The 16274-nt window shown below is 39.0% G+C and carries 16 protein-coding genes and 1 riboswitch; of the genes, 1 reads left to right on the forward strand and 15 read right to left on the reverse strand.

Going from position 1 to position 16274, the window contains the following annotated elements:
* Positions 1-8: 8 nt before the first annotated feature.
* The 11 genes from AAGU76_RS09935 to AAGU76_RS09985 form a co-directional block, all read right to left on the reverse strand.
* Positions 9-836 carry a 3-keto-5-aminohexanoate cleavage protein gene (locus tag AAGU76_RS09935; RefSeq protein ID WP_342485324.1) on the reverse strand — a complete coding sequence of 276 codons (828 nt, stop codon included), beginning with the start codon at positions 834-836 and terminating at the stop codon, positions 9-11.
* Between the two features lie 513 nt (positions 837-1349).
* The gene (locus tag AAGU76_RS09940; RefSeq protein WP_342485325.1) at positions 1350-1799 is read right to left on the reverse strand and encodes a hypothetical protein; all 450 of its coding nucleotides are present in this window, start codon (positions 1797-1799) and stop codon (positions 1350-1352) included.
* 63 nt (positions 1800-1862) lie between these two features.
* On the reverse strand, positions 1863-2402 hold the full coding sequence (locus AAGU76_RS09945) for a nitroreductase family protein (RefSeq protein ID WP_342485326.1): 540 nt from the start codon (positions 2400-2402) through the stop codon (positions 1863-1865).
* Between the two features lie 288 nt (positions 2403-2690).
* Positions 2691-5132, reverse strand: coding sequence for a DNA ligase D (ligD, locus tag AAGU76_RS09950; RefSeq protein WP_342485327.1), 2442 nt, complete (start codon positions 5130-5132; stop codon positions 2691-2693).
* 4 nt (positions 5133-5136) lie between these two features.
* Complete coding sequence (locus tag AAGU76_RS09955; protein WP_342485328.1) at positions 5137-5910, reverse strand: Ku protein; 774 nt, start codon at positions 5908-5910, stop codon at positions 5137-5139.
* Positions 5911-6134: 224 nt separating this feature from the next.
* On the reverse strand, positions 6135-7595 hold the full coding sequence (locus AAGU76_RS09960; RefSeq protein ID WP_342485329.1) for a Na+/H+ antiporter NhaC family protein: 1461 nt from the start codon (positions 7593-7595) through the stop codon (positions 6135-6137).
* Between the two features lie 260 nt (positions 7596-7855).
* A complete protein-coding gene (locus AAGU76_RS09965; RefSeq protein ID WP_342485330.1) occupies positions 7856-8545 on the reverse strand; it encodes an alpha/beta hydrolase in 690 nt (229 codons plus the stop codon).
* Positions 8546-8725: 180 nt separating this feature from the next.
* Positions 8726-9199 (reverse strand): YbhB/YbcL family Raf kinase inhibitor-like protein, encoded by a 474-nt coding sequence (locus AAGU76_RS09970; RefSeq protein WP_342485331.1) that lies wholly within the window; start codon positions 9197-9199, stop codon positions 8726-8728.
* Positions 9200-9489: 290 nt separating this feature from the next.
* Entirely contained in the window at positions 9490-10179 is a 690-nt protein-coding gene (locus tag AAGU76_RS09975; RefSeq protein WP_342485332.1) for a radical SAM protein, read from the reverse strand.
* 18 nt (positions 10180-10197) lie between these two features.
* Positions 10198-10515: a multidrug efflux SMR transporter gene (locus AAGU76_RS09980; RefSeq protein WP_342485333.1), complete on the reverse strand. Its 318-nt coding sequence runs from the start codon at positions 10513-10515 to the stop codon at positions 10198-10200.
* A 91-nt stretch (positions 10516-10606) separates the two neighbouring features.
* A riboswitch (guanidine-I (ykkC/yxkD leader) is annotated at positions 10607-10700 on the reverse strand.
* Positions 10701-10823: 123 nt separating this feature from the next.
* A complete protein-coding gene (locus tag AAGU76_RS09985; RefSeq protein WP_342485334.1) occupies positions 10824-11726 on the reverse strand; it encodes a LysR family transcriptional regulator in 903 nt (300 codons plus the stop codon).
* 188 nt (positions 11727-11914) lie between these two features.
* On the opposite strand from AAGU76_RS09985, the gene AAGU76_RS09990 reads away from it, so the two are divergent.
* Entirely contained in the window at positions 11915-13093 is a 1179-nt protein-coding gene (locus tag AAGU76_RS09990) for an aminotransferase class I/II-fold pyridoxal phosphate-dependent enzyme (RefSeq protein WP_342485335.1), read from the forward strand.
* A gap of 57 nt (positions 13094-13150) precedes the next feature.
* On the opposite strand, the gene AAGU76_RS09995 is transcribed toward AAGU76_RS09990, so the two are convergent.
* The 4 genes from AAGU76_RS09995 to AAGU76_RS10010 all read right to left on the reverse strand — a co-directional run bounded on the left by AAGU76_RS09995 (position 13151) and on the right by AAGU76_RS10010 (position 16021).
* Positions 13151-14008: an AraC family transcriptional regulator gene (locus tag AAGU76_RS09995; protein ID WP_342485336.1), complete on the reverse strand. Its 858-nt coding sequence runs from the start codon at positions 14006-14008 to the stop codon at positions 13151-13153.
* 189 nt (positions 14009-14197) lie between these two features.
* Positions 14198-14806, reverse strand: coding sequence for a DUF2812 domain-containing protein (locus AAGU76_RS10000; protein WP_342485337.1), 609 nt, complete (start codon positions 14804-14806; stop codon positions 14198-14200).
* A complete protein-coding gene (locus AAGU76_RS10005; RefSeq protein ID WP_342485338.1) occupies positions 14803-15129 on the reverse strand; it encodes a PadR family transcriptional regulator in 327 nt (108 codons plus the stop codon). Before AAGU76_RS10005 ends, AAGU76_RS10000 begins: the two co-directional genes overlap by 4 nt.
* A 124-nt stretch (positions 15130-15253) precedes the next feature.
* Positions 15254-16021, reverse strand: a complete 768-nt coding sequence (locus AAGU76_RS10010; protein WP_342485339.1) for an alpha/beta hydrolase — start codon at positions 16019-16021, stop codon at positions 15254-15256.
* Positions 16022-16274: the final 253 nt, after the last annotated feature.

Below are 16274 nucleotides of genomic sequence, written 5' to 3' on the forward strand. Positions count from 1 at the left end.
TAAGAATACTACTTTTTCAAACTTAGAATTTCCCTTGCATCGTCAGGAGTAGCAACATCGTTTCCTGCAAGTTTAATAAATTGTACGGCTCGGCTTACCAACTGAGCATTAGAATTTGCTAATATGCCAGGCTCATACACAACGTTATCTTCCATTCCAACTCTTAAATGTCCACCCAAGGCAATTGTTGCAAGCATAATTGGAATATGACCTTTTCCGATTCCTAAAGCTGACCATGTGGAACCCTGCGGAATCTTTCTGAGCAGAAACAGCAAATCATCTACGGTTGCAGCAGTTCCTCCGGCTGCACCTAGGACAAATTGATAATGTACAGGCTCTTTGAGTATTCCTTTTTTTATATAATACAAGGATGTTTGAATCATTCCCGGGTCAAATATCTCAACTTCCGGTTTAACCCCATATTCCTGCATATTTAAACCCAACTGTTCCAGGAAATGCGGATGATTTTCAAAAATAGTTGAGTTTAACCAATTCATTGTGCCACAGTCAAATGTTCCGATTTCTGGTCTTATTGACTTCAGGTGTGCCTGTCTTTCTTCATAAGTGGCTCCAATTTGACCGCTGGTAGTCAGGTTAATTACAATATTGCATTTTTCTTTAATAAGTTTTACGGTTTTTTCAAATCTTTCTTTATTCATGGTTCCAAGTTCGTTTTCATCCCTCATATGAAGATGGCAAATTGCGGCACCTGCCTGATAGCATTCATATACGTCATCGGCTATTTCTTCAGGTGTCATAGGAATATTCGGGTTATCTTTTCTACTTGGTACAGCACCTGTTGGTGCAACAGTGATAATTGTCCTTTTTTTGGACATGCGATACCTCCTAATATAGGTCTATTATTAGCATAGCTGCAGCTTGCTTGCATCATACTTAATAGCAATATTTGTGCCAGGTTTGCTTAAGTTCTATCTTCCAAAAATTCCAAGAACCAGAATCAATTCATAACATATATTCAATTATCTTGTTGCAGATATGGTACAGAACATACTAATTGTGAAACAAGCTTAACAAATAATTGTCCATTCATCTAAAATATTATGAGAGAAAACCATTTGAGAGCCATTCTGTTTTTATTCGTTAAAAATCTATTTCAAAATCTTTTTGCAAAAATAGGAGCATTAAATCAGAAAGCATTGGCAAAAAATTAAATTAAGAACTGTTATAAAAAGGAATCAACGGATGTGATGTGGCTCTAACAACTCGGCGGGATGAGATTTTATCATATATAATGACTTGATGTTTCTGCTATTATAGGTTAGAAAATAGATTTTCATGTCCATTTCTCTTATAAAATGTAAATATCTTGATTTTATTATTGTTTTAAACTAGTAGCTAATAACTAATTTACCCATACTCTTAATATAGTCCAACAGTCTTTCGTTATTAAACGAGTAGTATTTGTTATTATGTTCATCAGTAACACATATTTCACCGTCCCAAAATGCCATAATATATATTTTCGAACCATCATTCATATTTAACGTTATGTCGCTTGAGGTTGACATATAAGTATGCAGTCCTGGATTCTTTATAAAATCTCTTTCGGTAATACCGCAGTCGTTAAAAAAGTCTATGAATTCTGAAAGTTCTTTAGATGTCAGTTCATGACGCAGTATCCCTCCTACACGTCTATCAGACACTTCTCCTGATGAAACCTCTGCCGCAGATATTATGATCTTCTTATTGTCTTGCCATAAGCCGCCTTTTTGTGCTAGATAAGCAATTACAAATATAAAAATTATTGCAACCATCAATACTACCCTTTTATTCTTCATGGTCATCGCCCCCTATAAAAACAGCTTAATTCCAGTGGTAAAGAATTAAGCCATATATTCTAATTAAAAGAACTTTGTAATTTCTTCAACTGTTTTTCTTTTTGGCATCTTGGTTTCTTCTGCCGCATACCCTAGACCAATAACAGAAACTATGATTTCGTCTTCGGGAATGTCCAGCATTTCGCGGATTTTGTTTTCATCCCTGATTCCTATCACCAAAGTATCCAGACCCATGTCCTTTGCTTTAAGGAGCAGATGTTCATTGTGCATACCTAAATCATAAAATCCCCATCCGTTTCCAAGTTCATTTGTGGGTTCACCGTTTCGTTCAAATCCTGATCGATTTTTTACAAATGTTGAAACGATAAGCACCGGAGCATCCTTAACACTGTTGCTGTTAAACGTCGGAAGACATTCTGCCCTAAACTTATTCAGTAATTCTTCAGATGTAATACAATAGTATCTGGCAGTTTGCGCATTTTTCCATGAGGGTGCCAAAATTGCTGCTTCAATTATTTTTTCAACTGTGTCCTTTCCAACCTTTTTTAGCGGGTCATACTTTCTTACACTTCTTCTTGATTCGATGACTTTTTGAAATTCCATACTTCTCCTTTTCTGATCCTTATGCTTCTGGGCATTGTAAATTGGATTTTATTTTCAGGATGTTCAATAATTACATAGCCTTTGATAACTTAATTAAATATAAGTAGTTCTGCCGTCTTTTATAAACATCGCAACATTTTCTTGTTTTGCAAATTATTTCTTGCTTTTATAATACCACATATTTTCTTTTTAGCAAGAATGCATTTTAAAAACATGACATTTAAACATAATAGCACGGAAAATATAAAATCACCTTAATGTTTCAGGTTATGCACTGAATATTATCAGTCACTTAAGCATTTGATTGTTTTGAAAAAAATCTTGCCATGGATCATTTCCCGCAATCCTCAAAAGAGCATCTGCCATAGTGATGCCGTCGGGAGCAACCGTATCAAGTTCATCCCAAGCAATGGGCATGGACACCCTTGCACCGGTTCTTGCTCTTAACGAATAAGGAGCAATGCTTGTGGCTCCTCTTCCGTTTCGAATCCAGTCAATGAATATCTTGTCTGTGCGCTTAACCTTTCTCACATTGCTGGTATATCGTCCAGGCCACTTGTGCTCCATCACTTCCGCAACCCGCCTCGCAAAGTCATGAAACGCATTCCACGTCACCACAGGTTTCAACGGTACAACCACATGGTAGCCTTTCCCTCCGCTTGTCTTGAGGTATGAATTAAGGGAAAGTTCGGTAAGAATACTTCTGATATCCTTTACGCCCTGACGAACCCTGGCGATATCCATCCCTTCATCGGGATCCAAATCGAACACCATAATATCCGGTTTTTCAAGGTCGTCAACACTGCTTCCCCAGGTATGGAACTCCAATGTGCCCATCTGCACCTCGGATATTAACCCGGATACATTCTCAATATAGAAGTATTCTTCTGTTTCTCCGCTGCCGGTAGTAACAGGTATTGCAATGATTCCCTTGCTGTTCTGACCGGGATGCTTCTTATAGAAGCAAGCTTGCGATACGCCCTTGGGGCAGCGAACAATGCTGAGAATTCTGCGGCTCACATAAGGCAGCATCCGCTCTGAAACCTGTGAATAGTAACGAACCACATCTGCTTTGGTGATTTCGGGCTCAGAAAATATCACCTTGTCCGGATTTGAAATTTTTATTCCTTCAATAATTGTGCTGTCTGTTTTTGTTTCCATTGGTTTCTCCGATTCTGTTACTGATGATTGGTGCTCTGTCTCATCCTCAGCTTTTTCCTTTTTTACTTCCCTGGGATTCTTATCTATCCTCAAACCCTTGAAGCTTGCCTGCCTTAACAGATTTTCCTTCGTCCATTCGGCAAATTTGATTTCCGCCACAAGTTCAGGCTCAAGCCATGTGATGATTTCACCTGGCTTAGACTCGGGTGATGACTTGAAAGGCGATTCCATCCTTTTCAGGCTGTCAAAGCGGGTCTCAAGCATTTTCATCTCAGCTTCGCTAATGCCTGTGCCTGCACGTCCGGCATAGATTAAGTCCTCACCTTCATAAACACCAAGGAGAAGTGAACTTACACCGCTGGTTCTTTTGTCGGAAAGCGTATATCCACCAATGACAAATTCCTGTCTCTTATCACATTTAAGCTTGATCCAGTCATCGTTTCGCGTACCGCTGTAGACAGAATCAGCTTTTTTGCCTATTATGCCTTCCATGTCTGCTTCACAAGCCACAGTAAAGCTTTCTTTTCCGTTTCCTCTCACATAACGGCTGTAGTAAAGGATTTTCGGAGCATCCTTCATCAAGTTTTCAAGCTTTTCTTTTCTGTCAATAAGTGGCTGTCCTCGTAGATCCGTACCGTCAAGGGCAAGAAGGTCAAAGATAATATAAGTGAGATTTTGACCCTTGGGATTTTTCATATAGTTTTGCAGTGCCTGAAAATCAGTCTTCCCCGCCGGGTCCGTAACTGCTATTTCACCATCCAGCACTATGGCCCTACCAGCAGCCCAGTCAATGAGGGCAGACGCGATATCGTAAAAACGTTTTGTGTAATCCTTGCCGTTTCTGGTAATAAGCCTGACGCTGTTGCCTTCCACAAATGCCATGATTCTATAGCCGTCATATTTCAGCTCAAAGAGCCAATCTTCACCCTCCGGAACAGTTTTGACCAATTTTGCAAGCTGTACGTCAGCCATGCTGAAGGGGTTCCTCGTAATTTTTTCATCCTGCCCTTCTTCGATTTCCGTCATGGTTCGACCTGTTCTGATACTGGTTAAAAATTCAGAAATCCCTTGGTCGGTTTTGACATGTTCATCTCTTTCCTTAAGAAGAAGCCAGTTATCTGCCTTTTCGCCGGATTTTGCTTTCAGCCTGATCAAAGCCCACTTTCCTTTAAGCCGTTTTCCCTTCAGAACAAACTTCATCTCGCCTTTGCTGAGTCCTTCTTCCACATTTCCATAAGGTTCCCAGAAGCCTTCATCCCATAGCATGACCACTCCGCCTCCGTATTCACCTTTGGGAATAGTACCTTCAAAGTGTCTGTATTCTAAGGGGTGAGCCTCCACCTGTACGGCCAGCCTCTTGTCATGAGTATCATAGGAAGGCCCCTTTGGCACCGCCCAGCTCAAAAGAACACCGTTCCATTCCAGACGCAAGTCATAGTGGTCTCTGCGGGCCATGTGGTGCTGAACCACAAACCTCAGAGCCTCTTCAGAATCTTCTTTTTTGCCTTCAGGCTCTGAGGTTCTTTCAAAATTCCTCTTTTGGTTATACTCACTTAGTTTTATAGTCATAAAATCATGCCGATTCCTTGCCCTTGTTTGCTTTCTCAACGCTTGCCTTGAGAGCCTCCATAAGGTCTATTACCTTGCCGGTGCCACCGGGCTCTGCAGCAACAACTTCTTTTCCGGAAATTTTTGTTTCGATAAGTTCACGAAGCCTTACCTGGTATTCATCCTTATACTTATCAGGGTCAAAGGGCGTATCCATGGAATTAATCAGCATCCTTGCCATGTTCAGCTCCTGCTCGGATACTGCGGGCTTAGTGTAAGGTTTTTGAATTTCCTTTATCTCATCTGCGTAGAACATGGTTGAAACCAGTATACCGTCCTCCCGTGGAATGATAGCCATAAGCGTGTCCTTCGTCCCCATAACAGTCTTGCCTATGGCTATTTTTTGTTCGGCCATCAGTGCTGAACGAAGCAATTCAAAAGCTTTTTCTCCCCCTGCCTCGGGTGAAGCCTGATAGGTCTTGTCATAGTAGACCGGGGAAATCTGATCCAATTGGGCAAAATGAAGAATCTGAATGGACTTCTCTTTTTCAGTCTTTATTTTTTCAATTTCGTCATCTGTGACCACCACATACTTGTCCTTATCATACTCAAACCCCTTTACAATGTCTCCCGAAGAAATTTCCTTACCGCAGTGAGCACATGTCTTTTTGTATCGGATGCGGCTGTTATCTTCCTTATGAAGCTGGTTGAAATGAATGTCGTTGTCCTGCGTGGTAGTAGACATTGCAATCGGAATCGCGACCATACCGAAAGTTATTACCGATTTACGTGATATCATAGTGGAACACCTCCAGAAATTATGGTTTCCAATAAAATTATAAGTATTCGTAATTTTCTCAACAGACCATCGGGGACGGTTCTTTCTGATAACCTAAGGCTGGATGTACGCATCTTAACGAAAAAAGGGCAGAATATTCTGCCCTTGCATTGTTCATACAACATTACTTTAATTATTAAACATTATACTTCCATCTATTAACTTATTCCGTATTGTATTTCTTCTTATGCCCTTTTCTTCAAGCTGACTGCTGGTTCTGCCGGCAGCTTGAACAGCGGAACAAATCTGTCCCATCCAGTCAGAGTAAGCAGTAAAATTGAAACTACGGCTATTATGGCCATAAAATTGTATCTGATTATATCAAATGAAACAAAGTTGTACAAAGGATACACTGCGTTGGCTATTCCCACGTAGAATCCTAAATAAACGTGCCATGGAATAAGCTGTGAACCAAATACACCCAATGCATCTGAAAAAGTGGCGTTTCTCAGCTTCAACCTGTACATGTCTTCCTTGCTTGCCTCAACGTTTTCATCGGTCAAATCCTTAATTATTGGACCGATTGTTACTATCTGAGCCATTTCGTCTGCCAGAGCTGCATTTCCTATCAATGACAGAAGCCCATTGGCAAACATTAATTGCCTTACACTTTTAGCTGTTCTGGCTATGAAGTCGGACAGCGGTTTGAATGCATGCATCTTTGACATGATGCCTCCAAATGCACCAACCCACATCATCATAACAATAACCCATGACCCTGCATCTGCAAAGCCTGTCATCATGTTGTCCAGAAATTGATGAACAGAAGTGACTGTACCTGCAAACAATCCGAATATCAGTGATGAGATAAGGCCTACTCCCAGACATGCCAGAGTTGGCACACCTTTAACAGCAGTTATCAATACAAGTATTAAAGGAATTATCATAAACATGGGAACACCATTCTTCACCTGGTTAAGCAGTTCAACAGCCGATGGTCTTTCAGCTGCCAGTGCTTCATAAACTTCCTTTGGAATCTGATTGATTGCGTCTGCCGCATTGCCCACCTCACCAGGTAAACCCATACTTATCAGTAAAAAGCACAATGCAGCAAGCACCAGACAGCAAAGGGACCACGGCCCCTGGCTTCTTACCCTGTCAACAACTTGTACCCCCTGTATGCCTGAACTTACAACAGTAGTGTCAGAGATAAGTCCGATGTTGTCTCCAAAGCAGGCTCCACCAGCTATGGCACATACCGTAATTACCGGATTTCCTCCGACTATGTGGTTTAGCCATAAAAAAATCGGCGCGCATGCTGCAAATGTTCCCCATGAAGTTCCCGTCGCTACCGAAAGAATGGCTGCTATTATAAATGATGTAACTGCAACTGTTTTAGCAGATATACCAAGCCCTAATGCAAGATTGATTATGGCAGCACCTACTCCTGTCGACATGAAGGATTCTGCCATAGCATAAGCCAGCATCAAAATAAAAAATACCAACTGCATTTCTTTTACATTGTTTACTGCAGAATCAACCAAATCATTAAATTTGATTTTTTCTGTAACTGCTGCAACAATAGCCGCATAAACAACAGCAATCGGTGCGATTTGTAAAATGTCAAGTCCTAATGTTCCCAGGTTGCTTGCTATCATGAGTCCAGCCATTAGGAATACTGGTGATAACTTTAAAAACGCTATCATAAAAATACCTTCCTCTTAAATTTTGTTAAAGTATAATGTCATGTTAAATAATTAACGATAGTATTATAACATGTATAAATTAATAATGCAAGCAATAAGGTTATTTTTACATATATTGTGTATCTATTTTACAGCCAAGCATAATTATATGTTTTTATTTCCAAGAATATCAGTACAAAAAATAAAAAAATCTTGCATTATTTGCAAGATATTTCTAAATATTCATTTCAAAATTTCATTTCTTATGTCATCCCATCGTATTACAAAACTCTTTCTATCCAATTCTGCAATAACTTCAGCTGTTCTTCCGTATGAAAATAATGTTCTGAATCAACCTTTTCTACTGCAGCTTGCGAACGATATGAAAACAAGTCAATTTCGCTTTCAGGCATCATGTCATCCTTATTTCCCCAAAGTATGAAAGCATCATGGTTCCAGTAAACAGGATGCTCCTTAGTATACATATAATAATTCCAATTCAACGTTTGTCCTATTGGCAATGGTATGTATTTTTGCTGCTCCAACATATCTTCAGTTATGCTAAATCCATTCATCATTCCTTGAATCAGGTAAGTCATATTTACAATTGGCGATAGAAAACAACTCTTAGTAATCTTTATATCCTTTAAGGCAAGCATACTCATGTATGCTCCAATACTGCATGCAAAAAGTGAAATTTCTTTCTTGCCATTTTGAATATATTGATAAACCTTCTGAATTTCCTCTGCACACACCCATGGGACAAGACTTTTACCATCTTTTCTTTCTCCATGCTCCGGAAGGTCAATGCTCACTGTCTGGTATCCTTTTTTGATTGCATTTGCAGTCGCTATATTAATAACCGTATCTTCCTTATTTGACATCAGTCCATGTACAGCAATCAGTACTTTATCCGACTCATCGCCTTGAATCAATGCCGGAACTCCTTCTATATTTACATATTTCTTCACAACAGATTCCTTCTTTCTTTTAACCATAAAATTTTAAGCATATCTTGTCTTCTCTTTATAGCGCCATGATTTAAATGATAATAGGAAGCTGTATTTCAAATCTGCTCCCCTTCAATTTCAATTCATATTATTGCCTCATTACCACACAAACTTACGGCTTTATAACTTCTTAGGCTGCGGTTACCTTTTATATTTACCTGTTATACTACCTTGTTGTATAATATGTCCGTTCATGGCTTCAATTAAGTCCTTCTTTCTCGAACTGCAATCCAATTTTAAAAAGCAGTCAAGTGCATAGAAGCTAAAAATATATCTATGGGTATTTCTGACAAAAATAGGTTGTTTTGGCCCTCTATACCTGTTTACTCCGTAAGCGGCACCTTGTATCGCATTGTAAAATGAAGATACCGGCGAACCATACGGTATATTTTCCGGAATTTTTTCAGTTTTAGGGATATTCCATATAAGCCAATGGTTATATGATTGCACTAACGGAATATCCAGGTCGTCCATAATAACAGCAATGGAAACCGTATCATCACTAATATTTAGTAATTGAAACTCCGGAGAAATATCAGCGCCAAACCCGGTATGCTTCTTAGGCATGTATCCGCAATTCACAAATGATGGACTCTTTACTTCCATATCCTTCATATCAACTCTCCCTTTCAGCAATTATTTTTGATTATTTAAGGAAGTCATCAAGTACGAAATCCTGCCTTGCTTAATGTTGACACCTCCTGACTCAGAATCTTCTTGACATATAATCATATGTCAGAATATTCCAATACTAACTTTTATCATAATATGTCCATGTCAAGATGTAAAGAAATTTCTGCAAAATACAGGCACCCTGCAGTATAACCTGAGGGTGCCATATTACATCAAAAGCTGTATAACACGACAAAGGGTTCAAAGACTGTAATGCTTTAAATCCTTGAACGCTAAGCATTCAGCAGTTCATCTGAAATTTCCTTAAACCTTTCATCAGTTATACCAAGTTTTTTCTTAAATATTTCATCTTCTATTCTTGCAAGAATCAGCTTGCCGGGAGATATTTCATCAATGATGCTTTTAATCTTCCGAATTGATTTTTCATCATCGTTATACCCCTTAATAATAGTTACTTCTAATATAAACTTGCCTTTATACTGTTCTCTGAAAGCTTTCATGTTTGAAATATGCTCCTCGAAAGTATAACCTTCAATTGGACGCTGTATCTTTTGAAAATCTTCATTTGAACTGACCTTTATCTCACCTATAACCTCATCACACATGTTGGCAATCTCTTTATATTCCGATCTGTTTAAAATATAACCGTTTGACAGCAGTTTGACAGGCAGATTTTTACGTTTTATGATATTGATAATATCAATAATTTTTTCATTAACTAATGCTTCACCTTTTGAGTTGATGAATACCAATTCTGCTTTTGTGCTGTCTATCATGTTTTCCAATTCAATCATTGAACCATCATTCATATCAAATGATTTTTGTGTATCTACTTTATTTTGTGACCTTCCGATAGGGCAAAAAATGCAGTCAAAGTTACAATGCTTTTCCGGAAGTATGTTAACTTCCAGCACCCTTTTCCCATCTTCTACATAAACATCCTTATAACTAAAAATACTCATACTCTTTTCCTCCTAAAATTAAACTTTTATTAACTTCAGACCGACGATTCCGGCAACTATTAATACAATACAAATAATTCGCGCTGCATCAACCGGTTCGTTGAATAAAACAATACCTGAGACTACTGTACCCACAGTTCCAATACCAGTCCAAATTGCATATGCATTGCCAAGCGGCAAGCTTTTTAAAGACAGTGATAGAAAATAAAAACTAGCAACCATACCTGCAACAGTTATTGCGCTTAGCAATATTCTTGTAAACCCTTGTGAATATTTCAGCCCCATTGCCCATCCTACTTCAAAAAAACCTGCTATAACCAAATAAAACCACTCCATACACTTTGCCTCCTAAAATCAGCATTGTTATCTTATGGCTTATTTAACAGAAAACACAAATAAAAAAAGCCATAAGAAATATCATTAAAATATCTCCCAGGCTTTTATCCTTCCGTGTACACAATAACTGTGCGCTTTCTCTCGGACCTGCCAGTTGTAACTGCGGAACCCTAGAAAACTTAAATATGAAATTGTAGTTGCAACTTTATAGCTACTTTAGCATGGCAGATCACTTAAGTCAACTTAATTTTTATAAATTTCTTTTTTTTATTCCTGCTGATATTAAAGTCTTGCCCCTGCCTTACCGCTTAGGTAAGCTTAATGGCTCTTTGAAGCACCGTTCGCAGTTCTTCCATAAACCCTTCAATTTGTGGTGTTACAACCTTATTGATGTGGAGTACCACCTGCACAGCCTGCATCTGCGTTAATTCCGGAATCCGAAGTATTTTTATGTGTCCCTGCTCGACAGCAGACTGCACGGCATATAGGGGAAGCAAGGACAAAAATGGCTCCCTTTCTACAAGTCTGCGTGCCATATCCGTGCTTTGAAGCTTTAGAAAAGACTTTAACTCAATATGATGCCCGGCAATAATGCGTTGAAAATTGACACTGTACGGTGCGGATTCCTCCATCAGAATAAACTCCTGTCCTGTAAATTCCTCCAGCTGTATCTCATGTCGATCTGAAAACGAATGAGAAGGATTGGCAATTATTACAACCGGAACATCGACTGTGTGCCAACAGCGCCATTCTGTTTGAGATAGCGGATCATCAATAAGACAAGCTGCATCCAAAATCCCATGTTGTAAACTATCTTTCAATGTGGCTGTGGCATCAACAGTCAGCTCGACTTTTACGCGCGGAAAACGCTGATGATACTTTATAAGAGTGTCTTCCATAAGCAATTCAAAAAGAGACTCAACTATGCCGATACGTACTGTTCCGCCAAGGGCCTCATCAGATTTTAAAAAGTTCTCCATACGAAAGGAAGTAGATACAATTTGCTGTGCATAAGGCAGCAATTCTTCACCATATTGAGTTAATGAAACACTCCTGCCTATCCTGTTAAACAATGGCGCTCCTACTTCACGCTCCAACTGTTGAATCTGCGCACTGACATTTGACTGTGAATATCCCAGTTCCCTGCTTGCCTGCGTAAAATTCTGCAGGGCAGCTACCCTCAAAAAAGTGTTTAGATTCCGAATTTCCATCATTGCCTCCATGTTGATTTTGTAATTATATAATATAGCATTGCTTTTGCCAAATCAATCTATTTTTTTGATTGATACAATCAAAAACACTTGTTTTACAGATTGATTAGAGAATGGTATCATTTGTTCAAAGGAAGAAAAGTTAAATTACTTTTTCATAAATCTCAATATAAAGGAGCGGATTTACAATGGAAGGAACAAAGAAAATTCAAACCATCGCTGTTCATGGCGGTACCAGGAGGGATGATTCATTCGGAGCAATCAACGAACCAATTTATATGACTTCGAATTATCGAATTCCCACAGACGGAACTCCTGTGGATTGGAGCGGTACAAAAAGCAACATTTATGCGCGGAATCGCAACGTGAATCAAATGGTTTTGCAGGATAAGCTTTGTGCTTTGACCGGCGCTGAGGACTGTGCCGTATTTGCAAGCGGTGTGGCTGCATTGACCGGTGTTTTTATACCATTTTTGAATTCCGGTGATCACGCAGTTATTTCAGAAGTGTGCTACAGCGCAACAAATCTGTTGTTCCGAAAGTATCTGCCGGAGAAGTATAATATTGAAGTGACTTTTGCAGACACAACAGATACAGAAGCAGTTCGTGCTGCAGTTCGTCCCAATACACGGTTGATTCACCTGGAGACACCAGGGAATCCTACCACTGGAATCAGCGATATACAAGCAATTGCAAAGATTGCTCATAGTGTCGGTGCTTTACTTTCAGTGGATGCTACCTTTGCAGGCCCTATTTGCTTATTCCCGCTGCAATTGGGAGCTGATTTGGAAATTCACAGTATGACTAAGTATATTAACGGTCACGGTGATTCTTTGGGCGGATGTGTGTTGGGGAGAAAAGATGTAATAGAAAAGGTCAAGGAAATTGCCATGGTAAACTATGGAGGCATCCTAAGTCCATTTAACGCATGGCTTATCGCCCGCGGGCTGGTTACCGTTCCAATGAGAATGGCTCAGCACAGTCGTTCAGCACTGGCAGTCGCTCGCTTTCTGGAAGCAAGTCCGGCTGTACGTTTCGTGTGGTATCCGGGTTTAAAGAGTCACCCTCAACATGAACGAGCAAAAGCACTGATGCATGATCAGTATTCCGGCATGATTTCCTTCGATATCAAGGGAAATGAACAGGTGCATCAGCAATTTCTCAATGAGCTGAAATTAATAAGCCATGCTGTGTCCTTAGGAGATGTTGAAAGTCTGATTGTTTACTATGACAAATACAGCGATAAGCTGCCGCACTACCCTGAGATTTTTAAGGAAGGTTTCTTCAGGTTCAGCGTAGGCTTGGAGGATGCCGATGATATAATAGATGATTTGCAGCATGCCTTTGAATCCTGTAACCTTATGTAGTAATATGGGGCGGTTTGTATTCAAACCGCCCCATAGTGCTCTGCTCATTTTTCGTAGTTATTTTTTCTTAACAGGAATCCAGACTTCGCTGTAGTAGTTTTCATCCTGAGTGCCTTGTGGATAGTCCACCGGATCACTGTACATCTCAACATTATAACCTGCTGCAATTTCATAATCCTTGCAGTTAGGCAGCCATTCTGAGAAGATTTTTTTGTTCGCATCCTGCAGAGACTTCGGCATGGGGCCCTTGCAGGCAAAAACAGCCCACGTGTGTTTAGGAATAATCTTTGTAACAAAACCATCCGGCATTTCCATAGACGGATTGTAATTATCTGCAATCAAATATTCAAACTCACCTGAACTCATGCTCTCATCAATGCATATTCCGTACATTCCGCATACAAACTTCCCATTTCCTTTTTGATAGTGCTCTGTCCAAAGCTTTGGAATTTCTGTGGTTGCACTTTCATATTTGAAAATCTTTGATACACCCATGACAGTAAACGAATCTTTTTCAACAATTTTGTAATCCATAATATAACCGCCCTCCAAATATAATTTAATTTTCAGCGGAGCAAAGGATTTAATCATTGCTCCTTCTTTTCGAACTGCAGTAGGTGTGACCCCATGAAATCTGGTAAAAGCTTTTGTGAAACTATCCGGTGAGTCGTAGCCATATTTCAATGCAATATCAATGATTTTTTCATCAGTGGAAACAAGCTCACTGCCGGCAATGGTAAGCCTGCGTTGTCTGATATACTCTCCGACCGTAAAACCACAAAGCATTGAAAATCCTTTTTGGAAATAGAACGGAGACATAAATGCTTTTTGTGCAATATCTTCTATTGTGATTTCTTCAGTGATATTCACCTCAATATAGTTGATAGCTTCACTGATTCCTTCAACCCAACCCATATAATCACCCTTTCTGTAAATATATCTTATCTCTATTTAAGCGGTCTTTCCCGACTTTTTGTGTTATGTTTTGTCCTGCCCCTCTTTTTAGGCCCACCCCTGCTTCATTCATTCTTATTTTTTTGTTAATTTCGCCTTTGCCTGAAATGATACGCATCGGCACAGATATACTCTAATGTTGTAAGTCTGTTATTCTTCGACATTGGAACAAGCCTTATAATATGAAATCATATTATGGTATCTCACTGCTGGTATGGAACATAACACTCCTGATAAACCAAGCAGGATTATCTCTTTTGAAACAAAACCTGTTTGGATGAACTGCCAAACAGTGAAGATAAGAAACATAGCAGCAACTATCAGCCATGCGTTTCTTAACGGCTTGTAATAGCTTGCTTTACTGTTATTTGTTGTATGAAGCTCGAATGGCCTGCCGTCATTCTTTTTTTCAACTATGAGCAGTTCTTTGTTATAGCTTCCAGGATTTGTTGAAATCTGACCCATACCGCTTCCGTAGGGTCTCCATTTTATTTTACCTATTGAAAAGCTGAGATTTACATTTTTATAGAAAACCTTGTAACCGAACTCCTCTAAAAATGCACGGTACTCTTTTTCACCTTTAAAGCTTAAATTTGCAACAAATTCAATAGCATATTGATATTCACCCGGTTGACACTTCTCAAATTCATAGGTCACTTTTCCGGTTTTTATTAAACGATAGCCGTTTTGCGCCATGTCATTCAACCATTTTTCCTGTGCATCTAAAAATCCCCCAAAGAAGCGATAGTATCTTTTCATTGTACTTGCCCTCCCATAATTTCTTCAGCTACACTGATTAAATCTTTTAGCCTTTTTATCTCTATATCTGCTATTTCCTTGCCGGCATTTGTAATTACATATTCCTTTTTCCTGCCTTTTCCGTCATCAACAGGCGTAATCCAATTCCGATCCTGCAAAGTGTTAATTGCACCATAGAGAGAACCTGCTCCCAAAATTAATCGCCCTTGTGTTTTCTCTTCCACAAATTGCATAATTCCGTATCCGTGGTTTGGAGTATACAAAGACAGCAGTATAAAGAAAGTTACTTCTGTTAAAGCTCCGCCTTTTACGTTATCCCTCAATCTAATTCCTCCCTCACATTATTACGTTTACTGTTATGTTTATATCACTAACCGTAATAATTGTCAAGCAGATAATTTTTTCTTTTTGAAGACCAAAGAGAACCGTCCCGGAAGGTTAGACAAATCATTTATCAGCTAAAAACATTAAAGTTTCTTCAATAAATTTATCTTGATTAGATAACATCGCAGGGTGCCCGCCATGCTCAAAGATACATATACTTCCATGTCCAATATCTTTAATCATTTTAGAATAAGTCTTGCCATAAAAATCCTTATCTACACAAACAGCAAATTCATCTTCATTGCTTCCGGTCATTAATATGTCTGTTTGCAATTCAGAAAGTGGTTTATGAAAAAATCGTCCAATCGAAATTGCATGTTCTGCAATCGCATTCGTATCATTATCGACAACACTCTCCCAGTCGTCCCCATGCATAGTTTTATAGAATATCCTTGCTCCGGCATCTTGTTTTGAAAATTCCCTCTCTCCAACAATATTTGAAGTAACCATCTCAAGCGGAGTTTCGCCTTCAAAGCTGTCGGCAATAACTTTCCTGACAAAATCCGGTCTTTCCAAAGCAACATTAATAGCAACCAATGCACCACCGCTGCTGCCTAGAAGGAATACATCATGGTACTCTTTTTGTTTTAAAAATTCAATCACTTGTTTAGACTCTTCATACCACAAATCCGCAGGAAAGCATTGCAGCCTATCAGATTTCCCATGACCCAAAAAGTCAAACAGTATTACTTTGTACTCACTGGCATATTTTGCAGCTATGCTAAGAAACATATTTGAAGATGCTGTATTTCCATGTAAAAGCAATAAAGGTTTTCCAGTGCCGATTTCCTCATAAAAAATATTTTTAGATTCATACTTAAAATAAGACATAATTCTCCTCCTAATTTTTATTAAGCAGTAAAAAAAGCTTCAACTTCTTTTCATTACATTAGATTACAATTAAATCCTAAGTATACAATCATCGAGAACGCTCTCATAATTGTAAAATTTTACCTAATTATACCACGCAAACGTCAGCAGAACCATTATTAATTAATACCATGCATACAGATAATTTTACAATACCTTGGCCCGTTTTGACATGCGCTGAGTACTACCCTGTCATTCTTTTTTTCCTTCGATG

Origin of the sequence: Sedimentibacter sp., from assembly GCF_038562225.1 — a bacterium.
GTDB lineage: Bacteria > Bacillota > Clostridia > Tissierellales > Sedimentibacteraceae > Sedimentibacter.

Bases quoted from the DNA above. Each gene is read 5' to 3' on its own strand.
- AAGU76_RS09995 (WP_342485336.1), bottom strand. From the start codon at position 14,008: ATGGGTTGGGTTGAAGGAATCAGTGAAGCTATCAACTATATTGAGGTG.
- AAGU76_RS09940 (WP_342485325.1), bottom strand. From the start codon at position 1,799: ATGAAGAATAAAAGGGTAGTATTGATGGTTGCAATAATTTTTATATTT.
- ligD (WP_342485327.1), bottom strand. From the start codon at position 5,132: ATGACTATAAAACTAAGTGAGTATAACCAAAAGAGGAATTTTGAAAGA.
- AAGU76_RS09945 (WP_342485326.1), bottom strand. From the start codon at position 2,402: ATGGAATTTCAAAAAGTCATCGAATCAAGAAGAAGTGTAAGAAAGTAT.
- AAGU76_RS09985 (WP_342485334.1), bottom strand. From the start codon at position 11,726: ATGGAAATTCGGAATCTAAACACTTTTTTGAGGGTAGCTGCCCTGCAG.
- AAGU76_RS09935 (WP_342485324.1), bottom strand. From the start codon at position 836: ATGTCCAAAAAAAGGACAATTATCACTGTTGCACCAACAGGTGCTGTA.
- AAGU76_RS10000 (WP_342485337.1), bottom strand. From the start codon at position 14,806: ATGAAAAGATACTATCGCTTCTTTGGGGGATTTTTAGATGCACAGGAA.
- AAGU76_RS09980 (WP_342485333.1), bottom strand. From the start codon at position 10,515: ATGGAGTGGTTTTATTTGGTTATAGCAGGTTTTTTTGAAGTAGGATGG.
- AAGU76_RS10010 (WP_342485339.1), bottom strand. From the start codon at position 16,021: ATGTCTTATTTTAAGTATGAATCTAAAAATATTTTTTATGAGGAAATC.
- AAGU76_RS09960 (WP_342485329.1), bottom strand. From the start codon at position 7,595: ATGATAGCGTTTTTAAAGTTATCACCAGTATTCCTAATGGCTGGACTC.
- AAGU76_RS09970 (WP_342485331.1), bottom strand. From the start codon at position 9,199: ATGAAGGATATGGAAGTAAAGAGTCCATCATTTGTGAATTGCGGATAC.
- AAGU76_RS09990 (WP_342485335.1), top strand. From the start codon at position 11,915: ATGGAAGGAACAAAGAAAATTCAAACCATCGCTGTTCATGGCGGTACC.
- AAGU76_RS09955 (WP_342485328.1), bottom strand. From the start codon at position 5,910: ATGATATCACGTAAATCGGTAATAACTTTCGGTATGGTCGCGATTCCG.
- AAGU76_RS09975 (WP_342485332.1), bottom strand. From the start codon at position 10,179: ATGAGTATTTTTAGTTATAAGGATGTTTATGTAGAAGATGGGAAAAGG.